This is a genomic window from Fodinibius sp. GM108 (genome assembly GCF_058386985.1).
Genome location: NZ_JBYEIR010000008.1, coordinates 43967 through 64934 on the forward strand (window position 1 = coordinate 43967; position 20968 = coordinate 64934).

Here is a 20968-nt window from a genome sequence, read left to right on the forward strand (position 1 = left end):
AAATTCTTTAAAGGAATTTATGGAATTATGCAGAGTACATAGTTCCTCTGTGTCTACCTCTGCGTAACTCTGTGGTTTACCATAATTAAAATTTTACTATGGAAACCTGAATATAACATCATGGTTTATTTAGAATTATCAAACTTCCCGGTGCTTTTTCCGATTGACTATGACTGTGTTTTAGAACGTGTAAAAAAATCTGGCAAATTATTGCAGAGATTGTATTTTCTATGATCAATTGTGCGTTGTTGTAGATCAGCAAAAATTAATCAAATATAAGTTCGATGAAGCGGAAAGCATTTTTTATCATTGCCGGACTCCTTTCAGTCTTCCTGTTGATAAATTTTGGTTTTGCTTCGCCGGATGCTGCCCAGGCAGCTGAAGAGTCAGCACAGTCAGGGATTGAGATCGGCAGTTGGCTTAGTATTTTGCCTCCTCTTGTAGCCATCGGCATAGCCCTTATTTTTCGACAAGTGCTTTTCGCATTGTTTCTGGGAATTTGGAGCGGTGCTTTTTTAGCTGGAGATCTCACCTTCGGAGGCGTTTTCAACAGCTTTTTTGATACCTTGAGTGGATATATCGTACCCGCCGCTGCCGACGAAAGTCACATGAGCATTATAGTATTTACCTTGTTGATTGGCGGTATGGTTGGCATTATCACAGATAACGGCGGCACACGCGGAGTGATTAAAGCTATTACCCGCTTTGTGAGAACAAAAGTGCAGGGACAACTAATGACTTCGCTGATGGGTTTTGTCGTGTTTTTTGATGATTACGCCAACACCATGGTCGTAGGCAGCACCATGCGTCCGCTCACCGACCGGTTGCGGATATCGCGTGCCAAACTGGCTTATCTTGTGGATGCAACCGCTGCTCCAGTGGCGACAGTTGCTTTGGTCAGTACCTGGATAGGAGCAATGGTTGGATTTATTGCGGATGCACAAGCTAAGATGCCCGAGTTCAATGAAGCGGCCTATTCTGTGTTCATCAACTCGTTGCCGTATAATTTTTATGCCTTTTTTACGCTGCTTTTCGTCATTCTTATTGCCTGGTCAGGACGCGATTTTGCCACCATGCTGAAAGCCCGCGTTAATCTTTATAAGGCCAAGCATAACCCCGAGCTTGATACTTACAACTTGTGGAAGAATAAAATTGAGGATGATGAAAAAACAAAGAAAGTATCCCACTGGGCGAATGCAGCTGTCCCTATCCTGGCTCTTGTCTTTGGTACTATTGCAGGTTTAGTTATCACCGGAGAAGGAAGTTCGATACAGTCAATCATTGAAACGGCTGATTCATACAAAGCATTGCTCTGGGGTTCCTTATTCGGAATTACCGTTGCCATAGTTATGACACTGTCGGGCAAATTGCTGGAAGTTGATGATATGATAGAGGGCATGCTTGAAGGTATGCACACGATGTTCGACGGACTGCTGATTCTGGTGCTGGCATGGGCATTGAGCACAATTACGGTTGAGCTTGGCACAGCTGATTATTTGATGAGTGTATTTGGAGAAACCTTGAATGCTTACTGGTTGCCGGCCATTGTATTCGTCCTTGCCGGGCTCACTGCTTTTGCCACCGGATCCAGCTGGGGAACGATGGGAATTTTGATGCCGCTGGTGGTACCGCTTGCCTGGGAGATCGGAAATAATACCGGCCTGGAATATGCAATGACGGCCGAAGTTATCTATGCAAGTGTCAGTGCCGTGCTGGCCGGATCGGTCTGGGGCGATCACTGTTCACCAATTTCAGATACCACTATTCTCAGTTCCATCGCCACCCAATGTGATCACGTCGAACACGTCAACACTCAGCTACCTTATGCAATGATTGTAGGAGTTCTTAGCACGGTGAGTTTGATTGTAGTTCTGGCATTCGGAATTCCGGCATGGATTATTTATCCGGTGGGTATCGCTATTATCATTGCTATCATTTTCCAGTTTGGAAAGATTCCTGATCCTGAAGAATATGCCCCCGAAGGCAAAGAGGCTGCCAGTACTTCGCTGGACTAAATGCCGTTGGAATAGCACGAGCGGACGCTCGCGCTATGATAAAAAAGTACAAAACTTATGGCGCAAGCGTCCGCTTGTGCCATAAGAATTATTAGAGGGATTAGTACAATTTTAAGTAAACTCATTAAGATGAGTAGGAAATATCAGATATATGACCAAAGCTATCCATACTTTGTAACCTCTACAGTAGTTAACTGGATTGATGTCTTTACCCGCAGAAATTATAAGGATGTAATTATTGAGAGTCTTAATTATTGCAGAGCAGAGAAGGGGCTTTTGCTTTATGCTTATTGTATCATGACTAATCATATTCATCTGATTATCGGGTCAAAACAAAAGAAGATTGGAGATATTATTAGGGATTTTAAAAGCTTCACCTCAAATGAACTTAGGAGAATAATAGAGAGTGATGTACAGGAGAGCAGGAAAGAATGGATGTTAAATATGATGTATCACGCAGGAAATGCAAAGTCCGGTAACAATGATTTTCAGTTATGGCAGTATCATTTTCGACCAATCGAACTGAATTCCAATCGACTGGTAGATCAAAAAATAGACTACATTCATCAAAATCCTGTGAAGGCTGGATTCGTAAGTAAACCGGAAGATTATTTATACAGCAGTGCTAAAAATTATGCTGGGTTACAGGCTGTTATCGAAATAGATTGTTAGTTGATTGAATAGCACGAGCGGACGCTCGCGCTATCACCAACCTTTCTCGTTCCGAAGCTCCTGCTTCGGAACGGTCCTGAAGAAGTTTTGCTTACATTCCCAAGCAGGAGCTTGGGAATGAGATGAAAAGTACATCTCGTCGCAATGCTCTGCGTTGCGACGGAAGGATACGTGACGACGAGCATTGTCACGAGATAAAAAGAAGGGCCAGTTTAAAAACCGGGGTCCGGGGTGAATCGGGGAAAGGTGCTTCAGTATAACGACTAATGCGGAATAGCTATTCCAGGTTTCCTGATATAGTCAGAACAAAATCTGCGATTCCCCCGGGACTTTTTTGGTTCGTTTTTTGGTCACAAAAAATGAACATGCAGTACGCCAAAAGGCAGAAAAGACGGGTATGGTCGAGCCCGTGACATCTCAGTTATCAATAATAAATTCGTATCGACTTTCCTCATCTATCTTCAGTGTACCCGCTTTAAATCGCCGCTCGGCAAAAGTTACCGTTCCATTTTTATCAATCAGTAAAACAGTAGAGCAGCGAGTGCCATAATTCTCACCTTTGATAAAGATGGGAGAAACCTTTTTCTCGAGCTCACTGGGAATTCCGGTGTCGGGCAGTTCGCTCTCCGGAGCCTCTCGGTCATCAGTAAGCAGTTCAAATAAAGCATCTGTTGAAACATTACCGTCTTCCACGATGTTGCGTAATCCACTCTTTGCTCGCTGTACTTTCGGCCAGGGAGTATTCAGCAGCCGATTGCTTAAGCCATATAAACCCGCATCGAGCATCTTAATTTTTCTCTGTTGATTTGAATAAAATCCCAGCTGCTCAACGGTTCCGGTCAGCAGACTAAATCCCATATACTGATCTGCTTTTTGATCAACTTGCTGCAAGTAAGATTTCGGATTGCCATTCTGTATCAAATAATCCAGAACCAGAAAACCACGGCTCGGCGGGTTAATCTTATCGATATTGGGATCGCGATAATTTGTTATTGCTGAAAAAGCACCCCGTTTATTGATCCCCATCCAGGTACCGCCGGCTTTAAGATCTTTACCGGCTAAAACATCCGGATTATCATCCCAAAAGCGCGCAGCACGGGTAGGACGGTCATAATTTTCATCTCGGTTGGCGGCGAAAATCAATTCATAATCGGGGTGCTCCCTATAAGAAAAAGTAATAAGACACATAGTAAAAGCTTCAATAAACTCGTTAAATAATGCAGTGATATAAAAACGAGAGCAACATAATATTAATTCTCTAAACATTTTCACATATTCTACGTGTCCATTAAAGAAGCAAAAATTTTAAATAAGCAGACAACTGGTGAGTCCAACATTCAAAAAGAATATATTTTTTGCTGTAGGATTATTATCAGCTGTTTGGTTTTTTGTGGCCTATCCATCCCAGGATCCTCGTTCACTCATTGATATAAGCAAGACTGATGTAGAAGAGATTGAGCGTAATGCGAGAGAAAAACTTGAAAGGCTTGGATTTAACAGCTCCAATGTAAGATTTAAAATTCGTTTTTACAGCAATCAGACACTGTTAGAAAATCTGCAGGAAAAATTGGGACGCGATGGATTGATCACGCAGTTTCGTGAAAACGAATTTCCTAATTTAGCACTCTACTATTGGGATGTACAATGCTATTTCGGAGAAAGTAAACAGGCCATCTCTGCACGTACGACAGAGCAGGATTCACCAAACCGAATTATGAGCGACCGTGGTGATATAAGGATGCGTTTTGATCCGACCGGTGATTTTCTGGAATTCATAAATATTAATAATCTTTTACCGGTGAAAAGAGTAAATCGATCAGCACTAGTAGCATCTTTTGATACGCTGGCTGACTCTGTTTCACAGATACTGTCTTCGTATTCAGATGCAGTATTAACACAGGAATTTCTTGTTGATGTACAGGAAAACTGGAATCAATTTGACTTATCTGATGAAAAGCGAATTGCCCGTCTCAAAAAAGCTCTTCAAAATAAAGAATCATTCCGGTTGTCAATCCAGGATGTCTTTAATATGGCCTCATTTCATCTGCAACAGACTGGATGGAATACAAGCGGACTGGAGCAAGATACGGTTCATTTCGGCAGGATGAACGGCGATAATACCGTTGAAGCGCAATTTCATACAGCTGATTTATCATTCGACCAAGAGCTTTCACTGAGTGTTCGTCTTACAACTACGGGGGAAATGGTTGAGATACAATCTGATTATGAAAGTCAGACGAATGGAAGTAATGGCAGATTTTGGGACACATTGAAGCGCGCACTTTTATTTTTGTTTGCTCTGGTAGGAGTGGTGCTATTTTTCTACAGAATCCGCGCCAGGGCTATCGATACACAACCGGCTCTGATCGTATCAGTCATTGCCGGATTGGCCGTTTCTCTGGTGGTTATACTGAACCTGCTGCAGAATACGAGCTTTTTTACCGGAACTACTGAATGGGCACAGGGTGCTGAATTCCTTATGAGAACGGGAATAGCGGGGGCGGTAGCATCACTAGTGTTCTTTGTGTTTTTCGCTATTGGTGATTCCATCACGCGTCAGCATTGGCCACAAAAATTGAACATGTATGATTATATACGGCAAGGCATGATTTTTAACAAGCCGATCGGATATATGATTGTACAGGCGGTTACCCTTGCTTTTATTCTGGCTGGTGTTTGGACGGTTATTTTATGGCTTCTGCCACAAATCTCTTTTCATATTCACCATGAGGTATTTTTGAGTCAGCAAGCGGCATGGTCGCCGGTATTCTTGATCCTCAGCAATGGTGTTTTTTCTCTGGCACTGGTGATAGGTGTATTTTTAGTGCTGGGGGGACAGGCTTATGCACAAACTGGCAATAAGTTTATTTCGGCTCTGATGATGGTTTTGGCCTGCGGAATCGTTGTTCCTTTTGCCGGCTATTTGGAGGCAAATGGATATCAGATTATCGGGGGAATTTTACTGGGTGTTTCCTTAGTGGCTATTTACCTGCAGTGGAACTTCCTAACGTTGTTATTGAGTCACTTTTTGTTTTCAATCTTAACGGCAACTACTACGGGATGGATTACTGTGGGGTCAATGGATACCCATATTTTTATAGGTGCAATGATATTTTTCGGAATCCTATTAATAGGCGGATTCGTGGCCATAAGCCGAGGAAAGGAGGAAAAAATACTGCCCCGGTATGTACCTGAGTATGTAGAAGAGTTGGCTCAGGAAGAACGTATCAAGCAAGAGCTCCAGATCGCTCGGGAAGTACAACAATCCTTTTTGCCTGTCCGGACCCCCGATTTTGATTTTTTAGATCTGGCGGCTATTTGTAAACCAGCTTACGAAACTGGCGGCGATTATTACGACTTTATAAAATTAGATGATCATCGTGTAGCCGTAACAATTGGGGATGTAAGTGGTAAGGGGATTCAGGCTGCATTTTACATGACATTTATCAAAGGTATTTTGCACAGTCTTTGTCGTGAAATTGATTCCCCGGCTGAAATCCTTAAAAAGACTAATCGACTGTTCTGTGAAAATGCCCCACGGGGTGCATTTATCTCTCTTGTATATGGTATTATCGATTTAGAAGAAAAAGTATTTCACTTCGCCCGTGCCGGTCATAATCCTATTCTTCGGGTAAACACAAGCCAACAAGTTGTGGAAGAACTGCAGCCGAGAGGAATCGGTATAGGACTAACCGACAACTATATTTTTGATGAAAATATCGAAGAGGTTACGTTGAACGTAAATAAAGATGATGTGATTGTACTTTATACAGATGGAATTGTGGAGGCATTGAACAGCAATCACAAGTTTTATGGTTCACAACGATTGAATAACATCTTACTTAAAAATAAGAAGAAGTCTGCAGCTGATATTTTGGAAGAAATTTCTTTTGACGTAAGATCGTATATTGCCGATGCTGAACAGCACGATGATATGACGATGTTGGTTATGAAATGGAAAAATAATACCGAAAAGGATCACTGATCAGGTACTAATCAAAAATGAAAAAACGTTGTTAAAGAAAAAGCGGACAGAATTAATGAGAATTTTTGTATTACTATTGGCCGGGTTAATATACACGTCACCTGTACAGGCACAATCGATAAATTGGACTTCGTTATCTGAAGCACAAGAAAGAGCTGTCGAGGATAATAAAAAAGTTATGATTTTTGCAGAAGCTGAATGGTGCGGCTATTGCAAAAAAATGTATGAGGAGGTTTTTCCGGAAAAATCTGTACAAGATAGCTTGCATAAATATTTTCATCCGGTCCGTATTGATATAGAATCGAATAGCAAAACAACGTTTAATGGTGAAGCATTTACGGAACAAGAATTGTCCAGATACTTTCGGGCTACAAGTACACCAACCACAATTTTTGTGAATGAAGAAGGAGATGTCATAGGAGCTCAACCTGGTTATTTGCCTGCTGAAATCTTTGATAAATTAATGGCATTTGTGGGTCGGGATTTGACCGGGACAATCTCTTTTGAGAAATACCTGGAAAAGCATGGAGTAGAAATTGACTAAATGATGTGAACATCTTTTACTGGAATCTAAAACTGATATTGATATATTTGCAGTGAAAAAGGATCACGCAATTTGATAAAATGGTATTAAGCCAAGCCGTAGAAGATTATTTGAAAACCATATATACGATTGAAGCCGAGGGCGATAAGGCTACAACAACAAATATCGCCGATTCTCTGGATGTTTCATCAGCTTCAGCTACCAATATGGTCAAACGTCTCTCAAAAATGGGGCTGGTGGACTATGAATCATATAAAGGAGCTTCATTAACTAATTCCGGAAAGAAAATCGCACTGGAAATCATTCGTCATCATCGGCTCCTGGAGCTCTATTTGCTGGAGGTGATGGGATATTCCTGGGATGAAGTGCATGACGAGGCCGAGAAGCTTGAGCATCATATTTCCGAGCGGTTTGAGGATAAAATTGCTCAACTGTTGGATGATCCCACCCACGACCCACATGGTGATCCCATTCCCACAAAAGAGGGATTGATGCCAGAGATGGATGCCAAACCGCTCGTTGACGGTGATCCCGATCAACAGTATATGGTAAGCCGCGTTAAGGATCAGGATCCCGAATTACTGCGTTATCTCGAAAAGATCGGTTTGCTGCCCGGTATTAAGGTGGAAATTAAAGAAAAAGCTCCTTTTGACGGACCAGTGACACTGCTTGTAGAAAATAACGAACAGGTGATTGGACACGAGATGGCTAAGAACATCTTTATTGCAGAGATATAATTAATTCTGAGATTCCTTCTGATTTAAAAAAGTTTGAAAGGTTTGATGCCGATATGATCCCGTTGCTATATAATCAAGTACCGGACGAAGTTCTTCTGCTTCTACAAATCCCGAGAGATGCAGCAGGTAATCACCGTCAGAAGATAATAATACAACAGTTGGTACTGTTTCGGCATTTAATCTTTGGGCCAATCTAAAAGAAGTAAATTTTTTCCCCTTATAACGATAGCTTTTGTTGTGCTCATCACGGTTAAGACGGGTAATGATAAATTGATCATCCAGCCCCGATGCTAGGGCCGGATAAACTTCTTGTTTCATTTTGCGACACCATCCACACCACGGGGCCCAAACATCCACCAACACAGGACGATCGACTTTATCTGCCTTGATTAGTGCTTTCTCAAAAGAATACCAGGGCGGCTCTTGTGCATATAAATCTGCACTTGTCATAATAGCTAACAGTGAAAATACAACCAGCAGGCTCCCGATATAACTTATGATTTTTCCTTGCATAAACTTACTTCTTACTATTCGCATTCTTTTTCATATGGTTCTGCGGGCTATCTTATTACTAAAGTTTTATATCACAGAGGAAGCAGAGGAAAAAACGGAGTTGCACAGAGATTTCTGTGATCTCTGTGATCACCTCTGCGGTTATAGACTTTTCAGTGGAATCCGAAGAATCACGGAATTAGCATAAGTTTTCTGTTTCACTTCGCAATAATTATCTAAGATTTAATCGTGCACCTACTGAAAAAGTACGGCCAATAATGGGTCCCCAGGTGTAGATCGTATCAAACTGGTCACTAAAAGGATTCGAAGCATCTATCAGCGGACTACCCTGGGTGTAATCAAAAATATTTTCTGCTGACAGATATGCTTCGAAGCCGATACCGTTTTCATCATTAACATTTGTAAACTCTTTAGTAATTTTAAAATCGTGAGTAGTATATGTTGGTGACCAGCGTTCGCGGCCGAAATCTTCTACATAGTTGTCTGGCATACGCTTGGGTCCCACTATATTTCCGTTATAACCAAATTTGAGATTCCATTGAGACAATCGATAAGTAGTGCCGAACGATCCCATGAAATCCGGGGCATAGGTGAGAGCCCGGCGTTGTCCTTCTTCTTTTGTAAATACATCCATCAGCGTAAAGTTCGCATTATAGTTGACGGGTATGGCTGTAAAGTTTTGATCCAGCTCAATTGAGATGCCACGTGTAAGGGAATATCCTTCCAGATTTTCATAGACGATCAGGTTGGGATCTTGGTCATAATCAGGAATAATTTTATTGGAAAACCGCGTATAGAAACCGTCAAGGCTTACCGTTAGCGGATTTGTTCCGAAGGGAATGATGTGTTCTATATTTGCAGTAATACTTTTAGAACGTTCGGGATTCAGATCCTCCCGGAAAACCACTTCTCTTGATCCTGTCAGAGCAGCATGATCTTCAGTAAAGACGTTTACAACACGAAACCCGGTACCTCCACTCAGCCGCATTGTAGTTCTGTCAGCGGGACTATACTTGGCAGAAAAACGCGGAGCCGTGACAAAGCCGTGTTCGGAATGGTGGTCTATGCGCAAGCCACTCAACAGCGTAAAATCACTGAGTTCTAGTTCACCCTGTGTGAAAACGCCGGGGATAAAACGCCGATTCGTACCGTCAGAAGTGGCGGGAGTATTATCATTGTAAGTTTGGTAGCGAAAAGTTGCTCCGCTCAAAAGCCGGAAGTTATCTCCAAGAGGTTGGTCCCACGTGGTCTGACCATAGACAATGTTCTGGTCGGCGACGTAGTGCTCAGTCCCATAGTAGCTGTTTTGATCGTGATAGGTAAAGGCCCCGCTGAAACGTAACCGCTGATCGAATCCAGCCGGACGGTAATCGGTCAATAATTCGGCGCGACGGGTATAAATAGATTCTCCGTAAATACTTTCAGATCCGCGAATATCGTTTGTAAAAGCCCGCACTCCACCGGTACGATCCTCATTATAATATTTGGCAGCTATGTTTAATCGCTGTTCTCCATCCGGGCCCTCAAGCGTCCCTTTTCCAAAGAGAGAGAGACCCGAGCGTTTTACCAGATCATTGAAGCCATCGTCATTATTATCAAAATAATTATCCAGTTGAATAAGGTTACCACTTATAAAACCTTTGAATCGCCCGATTTCTGGTGAGCCGGCCACGTTGATGTTCGCCTCTTCGGTGCTCTTTCCATAGATTTCAGCAGAAAGACTGGGGGTAGTCGCAGGATTTTTTGTGATGACATTGACTACACCTCCGAGTGCTTCGGTCCCGTAGAGTGTGGATTGGGGACCTTTAATAACTTCAACCTGATCGATAATTGAGGGACTGATACCGTTCAGTCCGTACACACTAGCCAGCGCCCCCATTATCGGCATACCATCAATAAGTACAGCAGTGTTGGGACCTTCCACACCGTTGATACGGATCGCATTTGTGCCACAGACCCCACAATTCAGCTGCGTTGAAAGTCCGTTGACATTATCAATAAGATCCATCACATTGGAACTTGTCTTACCCTGTTGAAGCCGCTGTGGTTTAACAACCGACACCTTGACCGGCGATTCCTTGACATAGGTTTCTCTCATCATCCCGGTAACAACCACTTCGCCAAGTTCTTCAATAGTAGTGTTCAGTGAAATTTGCAGCTTAATTCTTTTCCCATTTTCCACTGTTATTTCTTTTTCATAGGCAGAATAACCTACTGCGGAAACAACTAACGTATATTCTCCGGAAGGCACATTTTTTATAACGAATATCCCATTCTGATCGCTTGAGGCCCCTCTCTGGATCTCTTTGAGAGCTACATTTGCTCCCGTAACTACTTCACCATTACTGGTTATCTCACCTTCGACAACTCCTGTTTGTGTCCATCCCAAAGTAGGTACAAGTACAGCTATTATAGCACCAAACAGCAGGCTCCTATCTATAATATTCATTCTGTTAATATATTTTTTAGCCTTAACTAAATTTAAGTTAAGGAATAAAAAATAATTAGCCAAGGCTAAAAAAAATTTTGTAGCCTGGATCGATATTCCAGTCATCAGACTAGAAAAAACAATCTGATTTTTGCCCCTCCTTACTCGTAGGGAGGGACTGCAGGGTACTTCAAATAACAGATGTGGACCTTATAAGAATAATATGGAAATGCATCCATTAGCGGTCTTTTACCGGAAATTTCTAACTGGTTGGGGGCAGAACTAAAAATACAAGTCATACCGAGGAGCCTGCGGCGAGGTATCTCAAATGGATTGAAAGGCTCACAATCTCTCCGGAACACAGTTTGTATCAACATTTGAGATTCTTCTTCGTTCTCCCGACAGCGGTCGGGATCACTCATCAGAATGACAAAAGGGTAAGAAGTTCCAATATCGGTTTGTTGTCACCTGTAGCCAGGCAGGTTTTTATCTTATTCCGAAGCTTCCTTCGGAATGCACTACCGGAAGCTCTGCTTCCAATTATCAAAAAGAGCGTAGAGATAGCTTCTATTAAGCCGCTACGGGAGTCTTGGGGCGTGCTTTTTTGATCGCCTCCCTTTTGCTATTTCGTTTTTGCCAGATAATAAAGCCGGTAATCGATAGAATAGCCGGAGCCAATCCAAAAAAGCAGTAGAGTATCTTTATAGGTATTCCGCCCCAGTCTCCAAAGTGAAGGGGATACGTGAAGCTTAAAAGATGAGTGCTGGCAGGTTTACCTTTGATAAAATAGGAATTGGTTTCGGACCCGTTTTCGGGATCATACTGTACATAATTTGAAAATTTGTAGTGGATCGGCAGATCCGTATCCATATGCCCGTATAACGTAATACTTCCCCCGGACTGTCGCGGCATGCCGATGTATGAAGGGTCAAATCCAGGATATGTCTGTTGCGCTTTATCCACAAGTTCGTCAATGGAAGTTTCTACGGCCGGAGGGTTAGGCACTGGCGCCGGTTCTTCAGCATTCATATTCGTCTGTACAATAATAAGCAGGATAACAGTGCCGGTTATGGCGGTAACCAGGTTAAATATAAGAGCCCACACACCAACCGAACGATGCAGTTCTGAAGATCCTGATTTCAAATCCCTAAACCGGGGACGGATTTTGAATGTTAGCACTTTCCATATCGCTTTGCGATAAAACCAGAAGCCGGTAATAAGTGAGCAGATAAACATAAAGCCGGCGATTAATAAAATCACTTCCCCGATAAAACCTGCATGTAATGTATAATGGAGCTTTAGCATCCAGTATGAAAAGGTATCATAACTGTCGAGATCACGCAGGATTTCACCTGTTGCAGGATGGATGTACAGATAGCGTCTATTATCGGGCTGACGAATTTCAGCTTCGATAGTTCTGTTGGCCTGCTCAGGAATATGCGTAAAGCGGACATCCCGATTGGGATGTTTTTCTATAATGGATTTATATGCCTTATCAAGAGAGACGGGTCGATCAGAATCCGGTTGGTGGATGACATCTTGATGTATGAAATGCTCTATTTCATCATCGAAAACTAAGATTGAGCCGGTTAGTCCCATTATCAGGATAAAGATACCGGCAAAAAGTCCTAACCATTTATGTATCGAAAGAAGAAAGCGTTTGCTCATTACAATAAAAAAGCTGTCGACCTGCTGGGAGGCCGACAGCTAAATGGTATGTTGGATTAAAGTTGTACTTTGAGCGTGGCATTTACTCGAGCACCGGGAGCTTTGGAGTATCCGGTACCGAAAAATGCGCCGGCCCACTGTGAAATTGCTGGATAATAATTCGCATTGAACAGGTTTTGTACACCGACGCTTAGTGATCCAAACGGTAACTGATAGCTGGAGGTCAGGTCGAAAACCGTATACGAGTTTATGTTGTTCTTATAGGGATCAAAATCACCGTTTTCATTTCGTTCAAATCGTTCACGTTCTCCAGAATGGAGCATGCTTATTTTGGCATTCAGTTCGGGGGTGAATTGATACTTGGCATAAGCGGTGAATTTCGGCGGTGAAATACGGCTGTTAACCAAAAACTCATCAGCAGGATCGGTATAGCTGCCATTGTTATTGTTGTCGGTTCGTCCCTCGGTCAGAGAGTACGTGGCACCTATTCCAAGTTTGGAAGTTGGTCGTGCGTTTGCGTTTACTTCCACGCCGTAAACAATCTCAGGCGATCGTACGATGCCCAGGTTACCGTTTTCGTCTTCCTGGTAGGAGGATCCCAGATCCGATGTGCTGACAAATCCGGAAACAGAGCCCCGGAAGATATCAAACGAACTATTTACGCCGAGTTCATAATTTTGAACGATGACGGGTTCCGGATCAATCCGCTGTACGGTTGTTGGTTCTGTTGCGCCCCGCAGCGTACGTCCGAGATCAGCTACTGAAAATCCTTGTGAAACACTTACGAATGGATTAAATGCACTGTGTTTTTTATAGCTGAGTCCCAAATTGTAGGTAAACGCGCTGTAATCCAGTGAACCGCCTTCTACCTCTACTCCACCACGAAAACTTCCATCCGGATTAACCATCTCTGCCGTAGTGTAGTCAGGCACGTCTATATTGAGGGCTTCGAATCGCATCCCGCCTTTGAAAACCCAATCATCAAAGAATGTAGTTTTGAGTTGCAGGTAAGGTGCAAAACTGCCCATGGCCATTTCCGGGGTTACCGCTCTGCCGTCCAGTAGCCCCTGTTGGGTTTTGTCGTTGAGCAGATCAAGGCCATAGGTTAGAGAACCCTGAATCTGATCAGTAAGCGCAAAAGGTGAATTGAAGTTAAAACGAAGCCCGTATTTTTCTGATTCCAAATAACTTTGTCCACCATCCCGGTAAACATCGTAGTAGGCAAAAAGGGTTTCGTAATCTTGCATATAGGCCGTGGCATTTAGCGAGGTTTCACCCAAAATGTTAAGCCACTTATATTCAACCCGTGCATTATGATTTCCACGTGTTCCCTGCGGTTCGCCGCGAACTTCTCCTTTTTCCGCAGTAGCTTTTTGATCAGGGTAGCTGCCGGGAACAGTAACATAATCTGTTTCTTGATCACTGGAGAAAAAGTTGTACATCACTTCAATTTGATGTTGTGGGTTAATGTCATACCCCACCTGTCCATAAATGTTATAAATTGACGCATCGGAAAGTCCACCTTGTCCCTGCGGATTAGGCGGGACAATATCGCCGGTAGCATCTTTGTAAAGTCCCTTTTCTTCAAAAGAACCTTTAAAGTTGTAGCTTAAGTTGTTATCTCGGCCCACAAACTGCTGTGAAAAGCGGTAGCCAGTGCTATTATTTGGTGCAGAAAGTGAAATGTTGGACCCCATCTTGCTGATTGACTCAAAACCACTTTTTTGGGGTAGCGCCGTGATGTAATTAATGAGTCCACCGGTAGCACCATTACCGTAAATAGCCGTTGCACCTTTAATGACTTCTACCCGACTTATGGCTCCTGCATCAATAGTTAGCAGGTCTCGACTTACTGCTCGTAGCGGTGTTGACTGTGGAATACCGTCGATAAGAACCAGGTAATCACGGCCGCGCAGGTTCTGTCCCCAGTTACTTGCCGATTCTGTTGACTGGGCAAAACCCGGGACCTGCTTGGCAAGCATATCATTGAGATTTGAGCTTAAGGTAAGTTGATCATTCAATTCTTTATCACGGAGAATATTGACTGAAGCAGGCACTTCATCAATAGATTCGATATTCCGGGTTGCAGAAACGATCAGTTCGTTCATGCCCAGAATATCCTCTTCCAGCTGGACAGAGATAGTGGCGGTCGCCCCACTACGAATGGTTACCTCCCGTTCTACTTCACCATATCCAACAGCTGTAATTTGAACGATATGAGATCCGGCGGGAATTTCCTCGATTAAAAATTTACCCTCGGCATCGGTGGCGGCACCAAGTGTTGTTCCTTCAATACCAATGTTGATGCCGGGCAGTGGTTCATCAGTTTCTGCTTCTGTAACCGTTCCTTCTAATTGCCCAGTTTGTGCGAAAGTGAGAGCTGTTATACTTAGAATTAATCCTGTAGTAAAGAGAAATACTTTTAATGAATTTGTGACAAGATTCATGATTTCAGTTAAACATTTGGGTTTTAAATTACTCTTAACACGTGGTATTTGGAACTTTGTTGATGCCATTCTCACCAATCAAAGCCTGAAAAGTCATTTATTTAGACTGTTTTTAAATTATAGGCCGTAAAGATAATTTAGATTTGGTCTAAACAGCAAGTATAAATCCGGATAATATTTCAAGTCATTCTGTTTCAGTCTGTGTATGCTTTTCCAGCGCTTTCTTTGCAGAGAGAGTCAAAAAGTCACTGATCTTTGGATGAGGTAACAAGAACGGCCGCTCCATTTGAAATCGAGTCCCTCCAGTCGCTCGGCTATGGCTTGTTCGCGCCCGCCGGAAGAGATGACTAGCAGGCTTTTTGGATACCAACTATACTTATGATAGCAGCTACAGAAGCGTAGAGAACTGAAGAATATCGAACAAGGAGTAAAGACTCTCGAAGTTATCAGCACTTCGTAATTTTATGCTGTTAACTCCTACAACAAATCATAAGTAAATTCGTGGCCACAAAGCAGACCCGCGTTCTATCTTCTTAACACAGAAACACTAGAGCACGGGTACGAAAAATATCGAGTGATCAATGATGAATGTAGAAACTACGGTAAGTTCTCTCCGCTTTAAAAATGATATAGATAAATTATTAACCGTGAACATCCGCTTGGTCTGTAAGATCCGCGTTCTATTTTCTTTCATTATTCTGCGGTTCCTTGTTCGGAGTTCATTATTCTAATTGTTTCAGCAGTTCATCAACGGCCTTTTTCAGCTGTTCATCTTCTTGATTTCGATAATCCGGTGGATTAATAATCTCAACATCAGGTACAGCGGGACCGAGTTCCATATTTTTATCTGTGGCTTTAACAAACCAGCCTCTGAATGGAAGCCGCACGTATGATCCTCCCATTAAGCCTGTACCACCAGTAGAGATTACAGCGCCAAAAGTTGGCTCTCCGACCAATGTCCCAAGATCCAGGTTTTTGAAAGCGTGAGAAAATATCTCGGCGTTGGAGTAGCTGTTTTGATTTGCCAGGGTGATGGCGTTTTTGGTCCAGCTGGAGAGCGGTAGCCGTTCGCCGTAGGGATAGTGACTGCGAAATTTTGTTTTGTTCTCCTGAAGATTATCCGTAGCACCACGCGGTACGGTGTAGGCGTGTTGTTGGTATTGCAGCACGGTAAGCAGGTAGTCGGTGGTCCAGCCGCCGCCGTTATAGCGCACATCAATGACGAGTCCGTCCTTACCTTCACCGGTAGCTACGAGTTCGCGCTCAAAACGTTCAAAACTCGGCCAGTTCATGCCTTCCACATGTACGTATCCGAGCCGCCCGTCTGAATATTCTTCAGTCAGCTCTTTACGTTTCTCAACCCACTGATTATAGAGCTGATCATTCAGACTTCCGGTAGGTTCGATGATAACTTCCCTGCTTTCGCCTTCTGCATTTTCAACCTCAAGCAGGGTAGGAGTATCTACTTTATCAGCAAGCAGGCTGTAAAAATTATCTGTTTCATTTACTGCTTGTTGATCAACCGCTGTGATTATGTCACCGACATTTATTTTGCTCATTTCCCGGTCAGCGGGAGAGTTCGGAACTACTCGCTCAACACGTGCACCTTCTGAAACCATTTTCACTTCTATGCCCAGCAATCCGGTGCGGATTTGTTGTGTTTCGGCGCGTTCGGATCCGTAAAAGCCCATATGGCTGGAGTTGAGTTCACCGAGCATCATATTCATTACGTCTTCAAAATCACGGTCCGAGGAGGTGCGGAGTGCCCAGGGCCTGTAATGATCGCGCAGCTGCTTCCAGTTTTGTCCATGAAAATTGGGATCGTAAAAGTTGTTGTTCAGCTGTCGCCAGGTTTCTTCAAAGATCTGCTCGCGCCGTTCTTTATGATTGATCTTCATTTTTGCTGCAAAGGGCAGGTTTTCGAGCCGATTATTATCCAACGTAAGCCGCCCCATTTTTCCACCGCTCTGCATAAAGTAGAGTTTTTTAAGCTCTGGGCCGAAACGAACGCCGTTCGGATTGATTCCGCCTTCGGTCAAGGCTTTCAATTCGCTGCCGTCCCATTTAATCTTATAGAGATCTTCATCAGCCCCGTTGCCTACGAAATAAAATGTCTGACCGTCTTCGGAAATAGCAATATCCGATTCATCGCCGGGCATTGAGGTAACTTGCTGAAGTCGTTTATAAAGTCCGTCAAATTCTACATTTATATTGACAGTATCTTCGGGAGATACAATTTCGGGCGTTTCGCTTTTGTCCCACTCCAGCTGCTTTCGTTCCCAGTCGCGCTTATTCAGCCAGGCAAACCAGATATCATCATCGCCGTTATTGCGGTTGGAGATAAAAGCAAGTTTGCTTCCATCGGGACTCCAAACCGGATCTGTGTCAGGGCGGGGATGCTTGCTGATGTTTTCGGGTTCGGTGGAGTTATCAGCAGACTGAATATAAATTTCGTGGTTGAAATTAAGATCGGGCATAGAATAGGCCAGCCATTTGCTGTCGGGACTCCACGCCACATCGCTGGCTTCTGCCCATCCTGTATCGCGCAGGATGGTTTCTTCACCTAAAGAAGTGCCATCTATGTCTGCGACGATAAGCTGACCCCGTCCGCGGTTAAAAGCAATTTTTTCGCCGTCAGGTGAGACGGTGGGATTTCGATCAGAATCTTCGGTGGAGGTAAGTCGGTTCACATCATATTTCAGGCTTTCAAAAAGATCATGCTTATCCTCATGGGCAGATTCAATGGTATATAGATCATACTGTCCTTCTCTGTCACTGGAAAAAACTAGTGTCGAGTCATCAAGAAAATTCACATCCCGATCGCGATAAGGATGATCGGTGATTTTGACTGAACGTTGTTTGCCGGGGTCGTTGTGTTTGATGAAAATTTCGCTCTCTATGACATAAGCCAGCCAGTCGCCACTCGGTGATACGGCAAACTCCTCGGCGTTTTCTGTAAACGATTTTTGCTCAATATTATAGAACCGTTCATCCTGACTCACTTCCAGATGGAGCTGTTGAGGGGCACTATTTCCGGATTCCAACGTGTATAAGCCGGTTTTGTGTTCAAAAGCTATCGTGTTTTGATCATCAGAGATGTCAAAATAGCGGACGCCGTCATCCTCAAAATTGGTAATGCGCTGTGGTGTGCTGCCCAATTTTCCATTTTGGGTGAAGCTGACCTTGTAAATATTATATGTACCATTGCGATCACTAATAAAATAGAGGCTGTTACTGTCTGCAAAGGTGGGATACATATCATTACCTTCGAAATCAGTGAGCTGCGTATAGGAATCGCTTTCTCGGTCGTATACCCAAATATCTTTATTTGCCGGTCCACGATAATCTTGTCGATATTCGCCATTTGATCCTTTTACAAAAACGAGATAGCGGCCGTCGGGAGACATGGTAGCCATCATCCCGAAGGAGTCAAAGAAACGATCTGGTGTACCTCCTTCGGCAGCTACTGTATGAATTTCAGGCTCCCACTCCACCTGATTAAAGACGCGGCTGGTTGTAAAAAGTATGCTGTCTCTTGTCGCCCAGCCAGTAAGTTCATCATCCGTTGAATGGTACGTAAGCCGCTTTATTTGGCTGCCGTTTCTATTCATGACAAATATATCGTCGTTGCCATGACGATCGCTGATAAAGGCAATCTGTTCTCCGTCGGGACTCCATTGCGGACGTGCGTCATAGGCCTCATGCACAGTCATGCGCCATGCACGTCCACCTTCAGCAGGCACGCTCCAGATATCTCCCTGATAAGAAAACACAATTGTAGAACCATCAGGGCTTATTGCCGGAAATCGGGCAAATGGCTCGTCGGGTTGGGCTGATACGTTTATAGCTAATGATAGCCATAGAATACTGAAAACCAGAGTAATCTTTTTCATAAATCGTAACTGTTCGTTTTAAAAGATAGTAGCCTTTGTTGATGAACGAACTTATAAAAGCCGCACGTACTTATATTTGCCACAGTATGTAAGAGATTTGTTAAATAAGCAAATAATCTAATTGGGATAAGTATTAAAGCGCCCAGTCAAATCCTATTTATTTGCTGTTAAGAACAAAATTTTGAAATCGTAAAACCAATCGTTCAGCAGTCGTTAATTGCTGTATTTCTTCTCTCACTTGAACTGCAATTTTAGGATGATCTGTAATAATACCATCAATTCCCATTTCGATCATTTCGGCCATTACAGATGTTTTATTTACAGTCCAGGCATAAACCTTCATGTTTTGCTGTTTGGCAGCAGACAACAAGTTTTTATTTACCACTCGATAATTTAATGCCAGTAATTCAACCGGAAGTTGCGTAAGATTGCCCAGGGCATAAGCTGATACATATCCCACAGCAACTTTGGGGGCAGCACCGCGAATCCGGGCCACATGTTCTGCATTCATCGACATTAACACCACCTCGTTTTCCATTTCCTTTTCTTTAATTTCAGAAACAACGTGCTGTGTCAATGCTTCACCGGATTGTTTAAGTTCAACCAGTAATTCAATGCGTCCGCGAGTAGCGTCTAAAAACTCAGTCAGAGTATTTATGGTTTTTGGGATCTGCGGATTTGTTCCGTGTTCAGCTACTAGTATCTCCTGGATTTGTTTGTAGCTGGTATTTGCTATACGAATCGAGCTGCCTGCCTTTCGCATAAGATCCAGGTCGTGAGTCACTATAATTATACTGTCGCGGGTTAGCTGGACATCAATTTCGGCAAAGTCAGCACCGGTTTTCAGCGTACTGTCGAGGGCCTGCAGCGTGTTTTCAGGGGCGGGAGGCGGACCGGCGCGATGTGCTGCAATTCTTATTTCTGTAGAAGGATTAGAATGAGGGACCTGTTCAATCATATAGCCGCTTACCAGCATGCTGGCAACGAACATAAAAGCAATCAGGCTTAAAAAATTTACAGGGCGTAGGATGCTTTTAGCATAAGCAGTAATTTTTTTGAATTTGATCTGAGAGGGCGGTGCTTTTTTTGATACCTCAAGATCCTTGTAAAATAATCGGGTGATCATTGCGGAGATATGCGAAAAGCCCAGAAAGGTGATAATTGCATCAATGATAAACGTACCGGCAATATACACTGCCGATGCTAAAGCAATTAGTCGCAGGCTTTGAAATTGGTAATCGATCCAGCTGACAAACTCAGCCGAGATAAAAAAGATAAGAGTATCGGCCGTTATCCTGAGAAAAATCCAGAAAACGATGATAATCGTAATAGTTTGCAGATATTGTTTGGAGAGTGCTTTATCTATTTTCCAGGCATAGGAGATAGACTCTCGTATTGATTTGTGTCCGTTCAGGTAAACTGGAAGTGCCAAAAGCGATCTTGCAACCAGGTAACATAGTGCCAATCCCCAGATGCAAATCCATATAATTGCTGAAAGAAGAGCTATATGCCATTCGAGAGGCGTTTGGGAGAGATAATAGTTAATGTCATACGTATTAAGGAATAGCTCATAAATTAATCCCAATCCTGCTGCCAGAGGTAGTGCTGAGACTAATCCCGCTGCAACAATGAACAGGCAGAGTCGAAATAGCCGAGGAATGCGGCCGATGATGCGTGTGAGGAGTGTTTTGAGGTTTATTTCCCGACCGTATAGGTCTTCGGTTATTATTTGAAATAGTCCGGCAAATTGGAGGGTCCATCCCGCAAGTATAAGCGAGCCGGCAAGTAAGATGTAGCTTGCTCCTACGGGCGAAAACAGCCATGAAATTAGTTCTTCATTGCCGATTACAAGATGGCCTCTCCGAAAGAATTGTAATCCCAGAATGGCCGAGGATACAGGAGCCAGAATAATGGCAATGAGTATCCAGATGAGGATCGTCCATATGGCCATGGGTTTCCATAAATGTATTACTCTTCGCCAGGCCGGCCAAACCGGTGCGTACTCTAAAATTTTGCCAATGGAATTTTTCATGACTGTTATAATAACCAATCATGCAAAGGAATGA

12 protein-coding genes are annotated in these 20968 nt (G+C 43.3%); 5 read left to right on the top strand and 7 right to left on the bottom strand.

From position 1 onward, the window contains the following. The first annotated feature begins 284 nt into the window (after positions 1 to 284). Both ACT3ID_RS15015 and ACT3ID_RS15020 read left to right on the top strand, forming a co-directional pair. Complete coding sequence (locus ACT3ID_RS15015) at positions 285 to 2015, top strand: Na+/H+ antiporter NhaC family protein (RefSeq protein ID WP_491542868.1); 1731 nt, start codon at positions 285 to 287, stop codon at positions 2013 to 2015. Positions 2016 to 2072: 57 nt separating this feature from the next. After that, positions 2073 to 2687 carry an REP-associated tyrosine transposase gene (locus ACT3ID_RS15020; protein WP_491542869.1) on the top strand — a complete coding sequence of 205 codons (615 nt, stop codon included), beginning with the start codon at positions 2073 to 2075 and terminating at the stop codon, positions 2685 to 2687. A gap of 417 nt (positions 2688 to 3104) precedes the next feature. On the opposite strand, the gene ACT3ID_RS15025 is transcribed toward ACT3ID_RS15020, so the two are convergent. Next, a complete protein-coding gene (locus ACT3ID_RS15025) occupies positions 3105 to 3953 on the bottom strand; it encodes an NRDE family protein (RefSeq protein WP_491542870.1) in 849 nt (282 codons plus the stop codon). Positions 3954 to 4011: 58 nt separating this feature from the next. Between ACT3ID_RS15025 and ACT3ID_RS15030 the strand changes: the two genes are divergently transcribed. From ACT3ID_RS15030 to ACT3ID_RS15040, 3 genes are all read left to right on the top strand, one after another. Further along, positions 4012 to 6672, top strand: coding sequence for a PP2C family protein-serine/threonine phosphatase (locus tag ACT3ID_RS15030; protein ID WP_491542871.1), 2661 nt, complete (start codon positions 4012 to 4014; stop codon positions 6670 to 6672). Positions 6673 to 6727: 55 nt separating this feature from the next. After that, positions 6728 to 7216, top strand: coding sequence for a thioredoxin family protein (locus tag ACT3ID_RS15035; RefSeq protein WP_491542872.1), 489 nt, complete (start codon positions 6728 to 6730; stop codon positions 7214 to 7216). An 80-nt stretch (positions 7217 to 7296) separates the two neighbouring features. Continuing rightward, positions 7297 to 7953: a metal-dependent transcriptional regulator gene (locus ACT3ID_RS15040; RefSeq protein WP_491542873.1), complete on the top strand. Its 657-nt coding sequence runs from the start codon at positions 7297 to 7299 to the stop codon at positions 7951 to 7953. Here ACT3ID_RS15040 and ACT3ID_RS15045 read toward each other — a convergent pair whose 3' ends face one another. From ACT3ID_RS15045 to ACT3ID_RS15070, 6 genes are all read right to left on the bottom strand, one after another. Then, entirely contained in the window at positions 7954 to 8466 is a 513-nt protein-coding gene (locus ACT3ID_RS15045; protein ID WP_491542874.1) for a thioredoxin family protein, read from the bottom strand. 211 nt (positions 8467 to 8677) lie between these two features. After that, positions 8678 to 10915, bottom strand: a complete 2238-nt coding sequence (locus tag ACT3ID_RS15050; protein ID WP_491542875.1) for a TonB-dependent receptor — start codon at positions 10913 to 10915, stop codon at positions 8678 to 8680. A gap of 549 nt (positions 10916 to 11464) precedes the next feature. Continuing rightward, positions 11465 to 12562, bottom strand: a complete 1098-nt coding sequence (locus tag ACT3ID_RS15055) for a PepSY-associated TM helix domain-containing protein (protein ID WP_491542876.1) — start codon at positions 12560 to 12562, stop codon at positions 11465 to 11467. 56 nt (positions 12563 to 12618) lie between these two features. Then, positions 12619 to 15009, bottom strand: coding sequence for a TonB-dependent receptor (locus ACT3ID_RS15060; RefSeq protein WP_491542877.1), 2391 nt, complete (start codon positions 15007 to 15009; stop codon positions 12619 to 12621). A 722-nt stretch (positions 15010 to 15731) separates the two neighbouring features. Beyond that, the gene (locus tag ACT3ID_RS15065) at positions 15732 to 18902 is read right to left on the bottom strand and encodes a S41 family peptidase (protein WP_491542878.1); all 3171 of its coding nucleotides are present in this window, start codon (positions 18900 to 18902) and stop codon (positions 15732 to 15734) included. 157 nt (positions 18903 to 19059) lie between these two features. After that, complete coding sequence (locus ACT3ID_RS15070) at positions 19060 to 20934, bottom strand: glycerophosphodiester phosphodiesterase family protein (protein WP_491542879.1); 1875 nt, start codon at positions 20932 to 20934, stop codon at positions 19060 to 19062. Between the last annotated feature and the right edge of the window lie 34 nt (positions 20935 to 20968).

Coding starts and splice junctions, on each gene's coding strand:
- ACT3ID_RS15015 (WP_491542868.1), top strand. CDS start 285: ATGAAGCGGAAAGCATTTTTTATCATTGCCGGACTCCTTTCAGTCTTC.
- ACT3ID_RS15020 (WP_491542869.1), top strand. CDS start 2,073: ATGGCGCAAGCGTCCGCTTGTGCCATAAGAATTATTAGAGGGATTAGT.
- ACT3ID_RS15025 (WP_491542870.1), bottom strand. CDS start 3,953: ATGTTTAGAGAATTAATATTATGTTGCTCTCGTTTTTATATCACTGCA.
- ACT3ID_RS15035 (WP_491542872.1), top strand. CDS start 6,728: ATGAGAATTTTTGTATTACTATTGGCCGGGTTAATATACACGTCACCT.
- ACT3ID_RS15040 (WP_491542873.1), top strand. CDS start 7,297: ATGGTATTAAGCCAAGCCGTAGAAGATTATTTGAAAACCATATATACG.
- ACT3ID_RS15045 (WP_491542874.1), bottom strand. CDS start 8,466: ATGCAAGGAAAAATCATAAGTTATATCGGGAGCCTGCTGGTTGTATTT.
- ACT3ID_RS15050 (WP_491542875.1), bottom strand. CDS start 10,915: ATGAATATTATAGATAGGAGCCTGCTGTTTGGTGCTATAATAGCTGTA.
- ACT3ID_RS15055 (WP_491542876.1), bottom strand. CDS start 12,562: ATGAGCAAACGCTTTCTTCTTTCGATACATAAATGGTTAGGACTTTTT.
- ACT3ID_RS15060 (WP_491542877.1), bottom strand. CDS start 15,009: ATGAATCTTGTCACAAATTCATTAAAAGTATTTCTCTTTACTACAGGA.
- ACT3ID_RS15065 (WP_491542878.1), bottom strand. CDS start 18,902: ATGAAAAAGATTACTCTGGTTTTCAGTATTCTATGGCTATCATTAGCT.
- ACT3ID_RS15070 (WP_491542879.1), bottom strand. CDS start 20,934: ATGAAAAATTCCATTGGCAAAATTTTAGAGTACGCACCGGTTTGGCCG.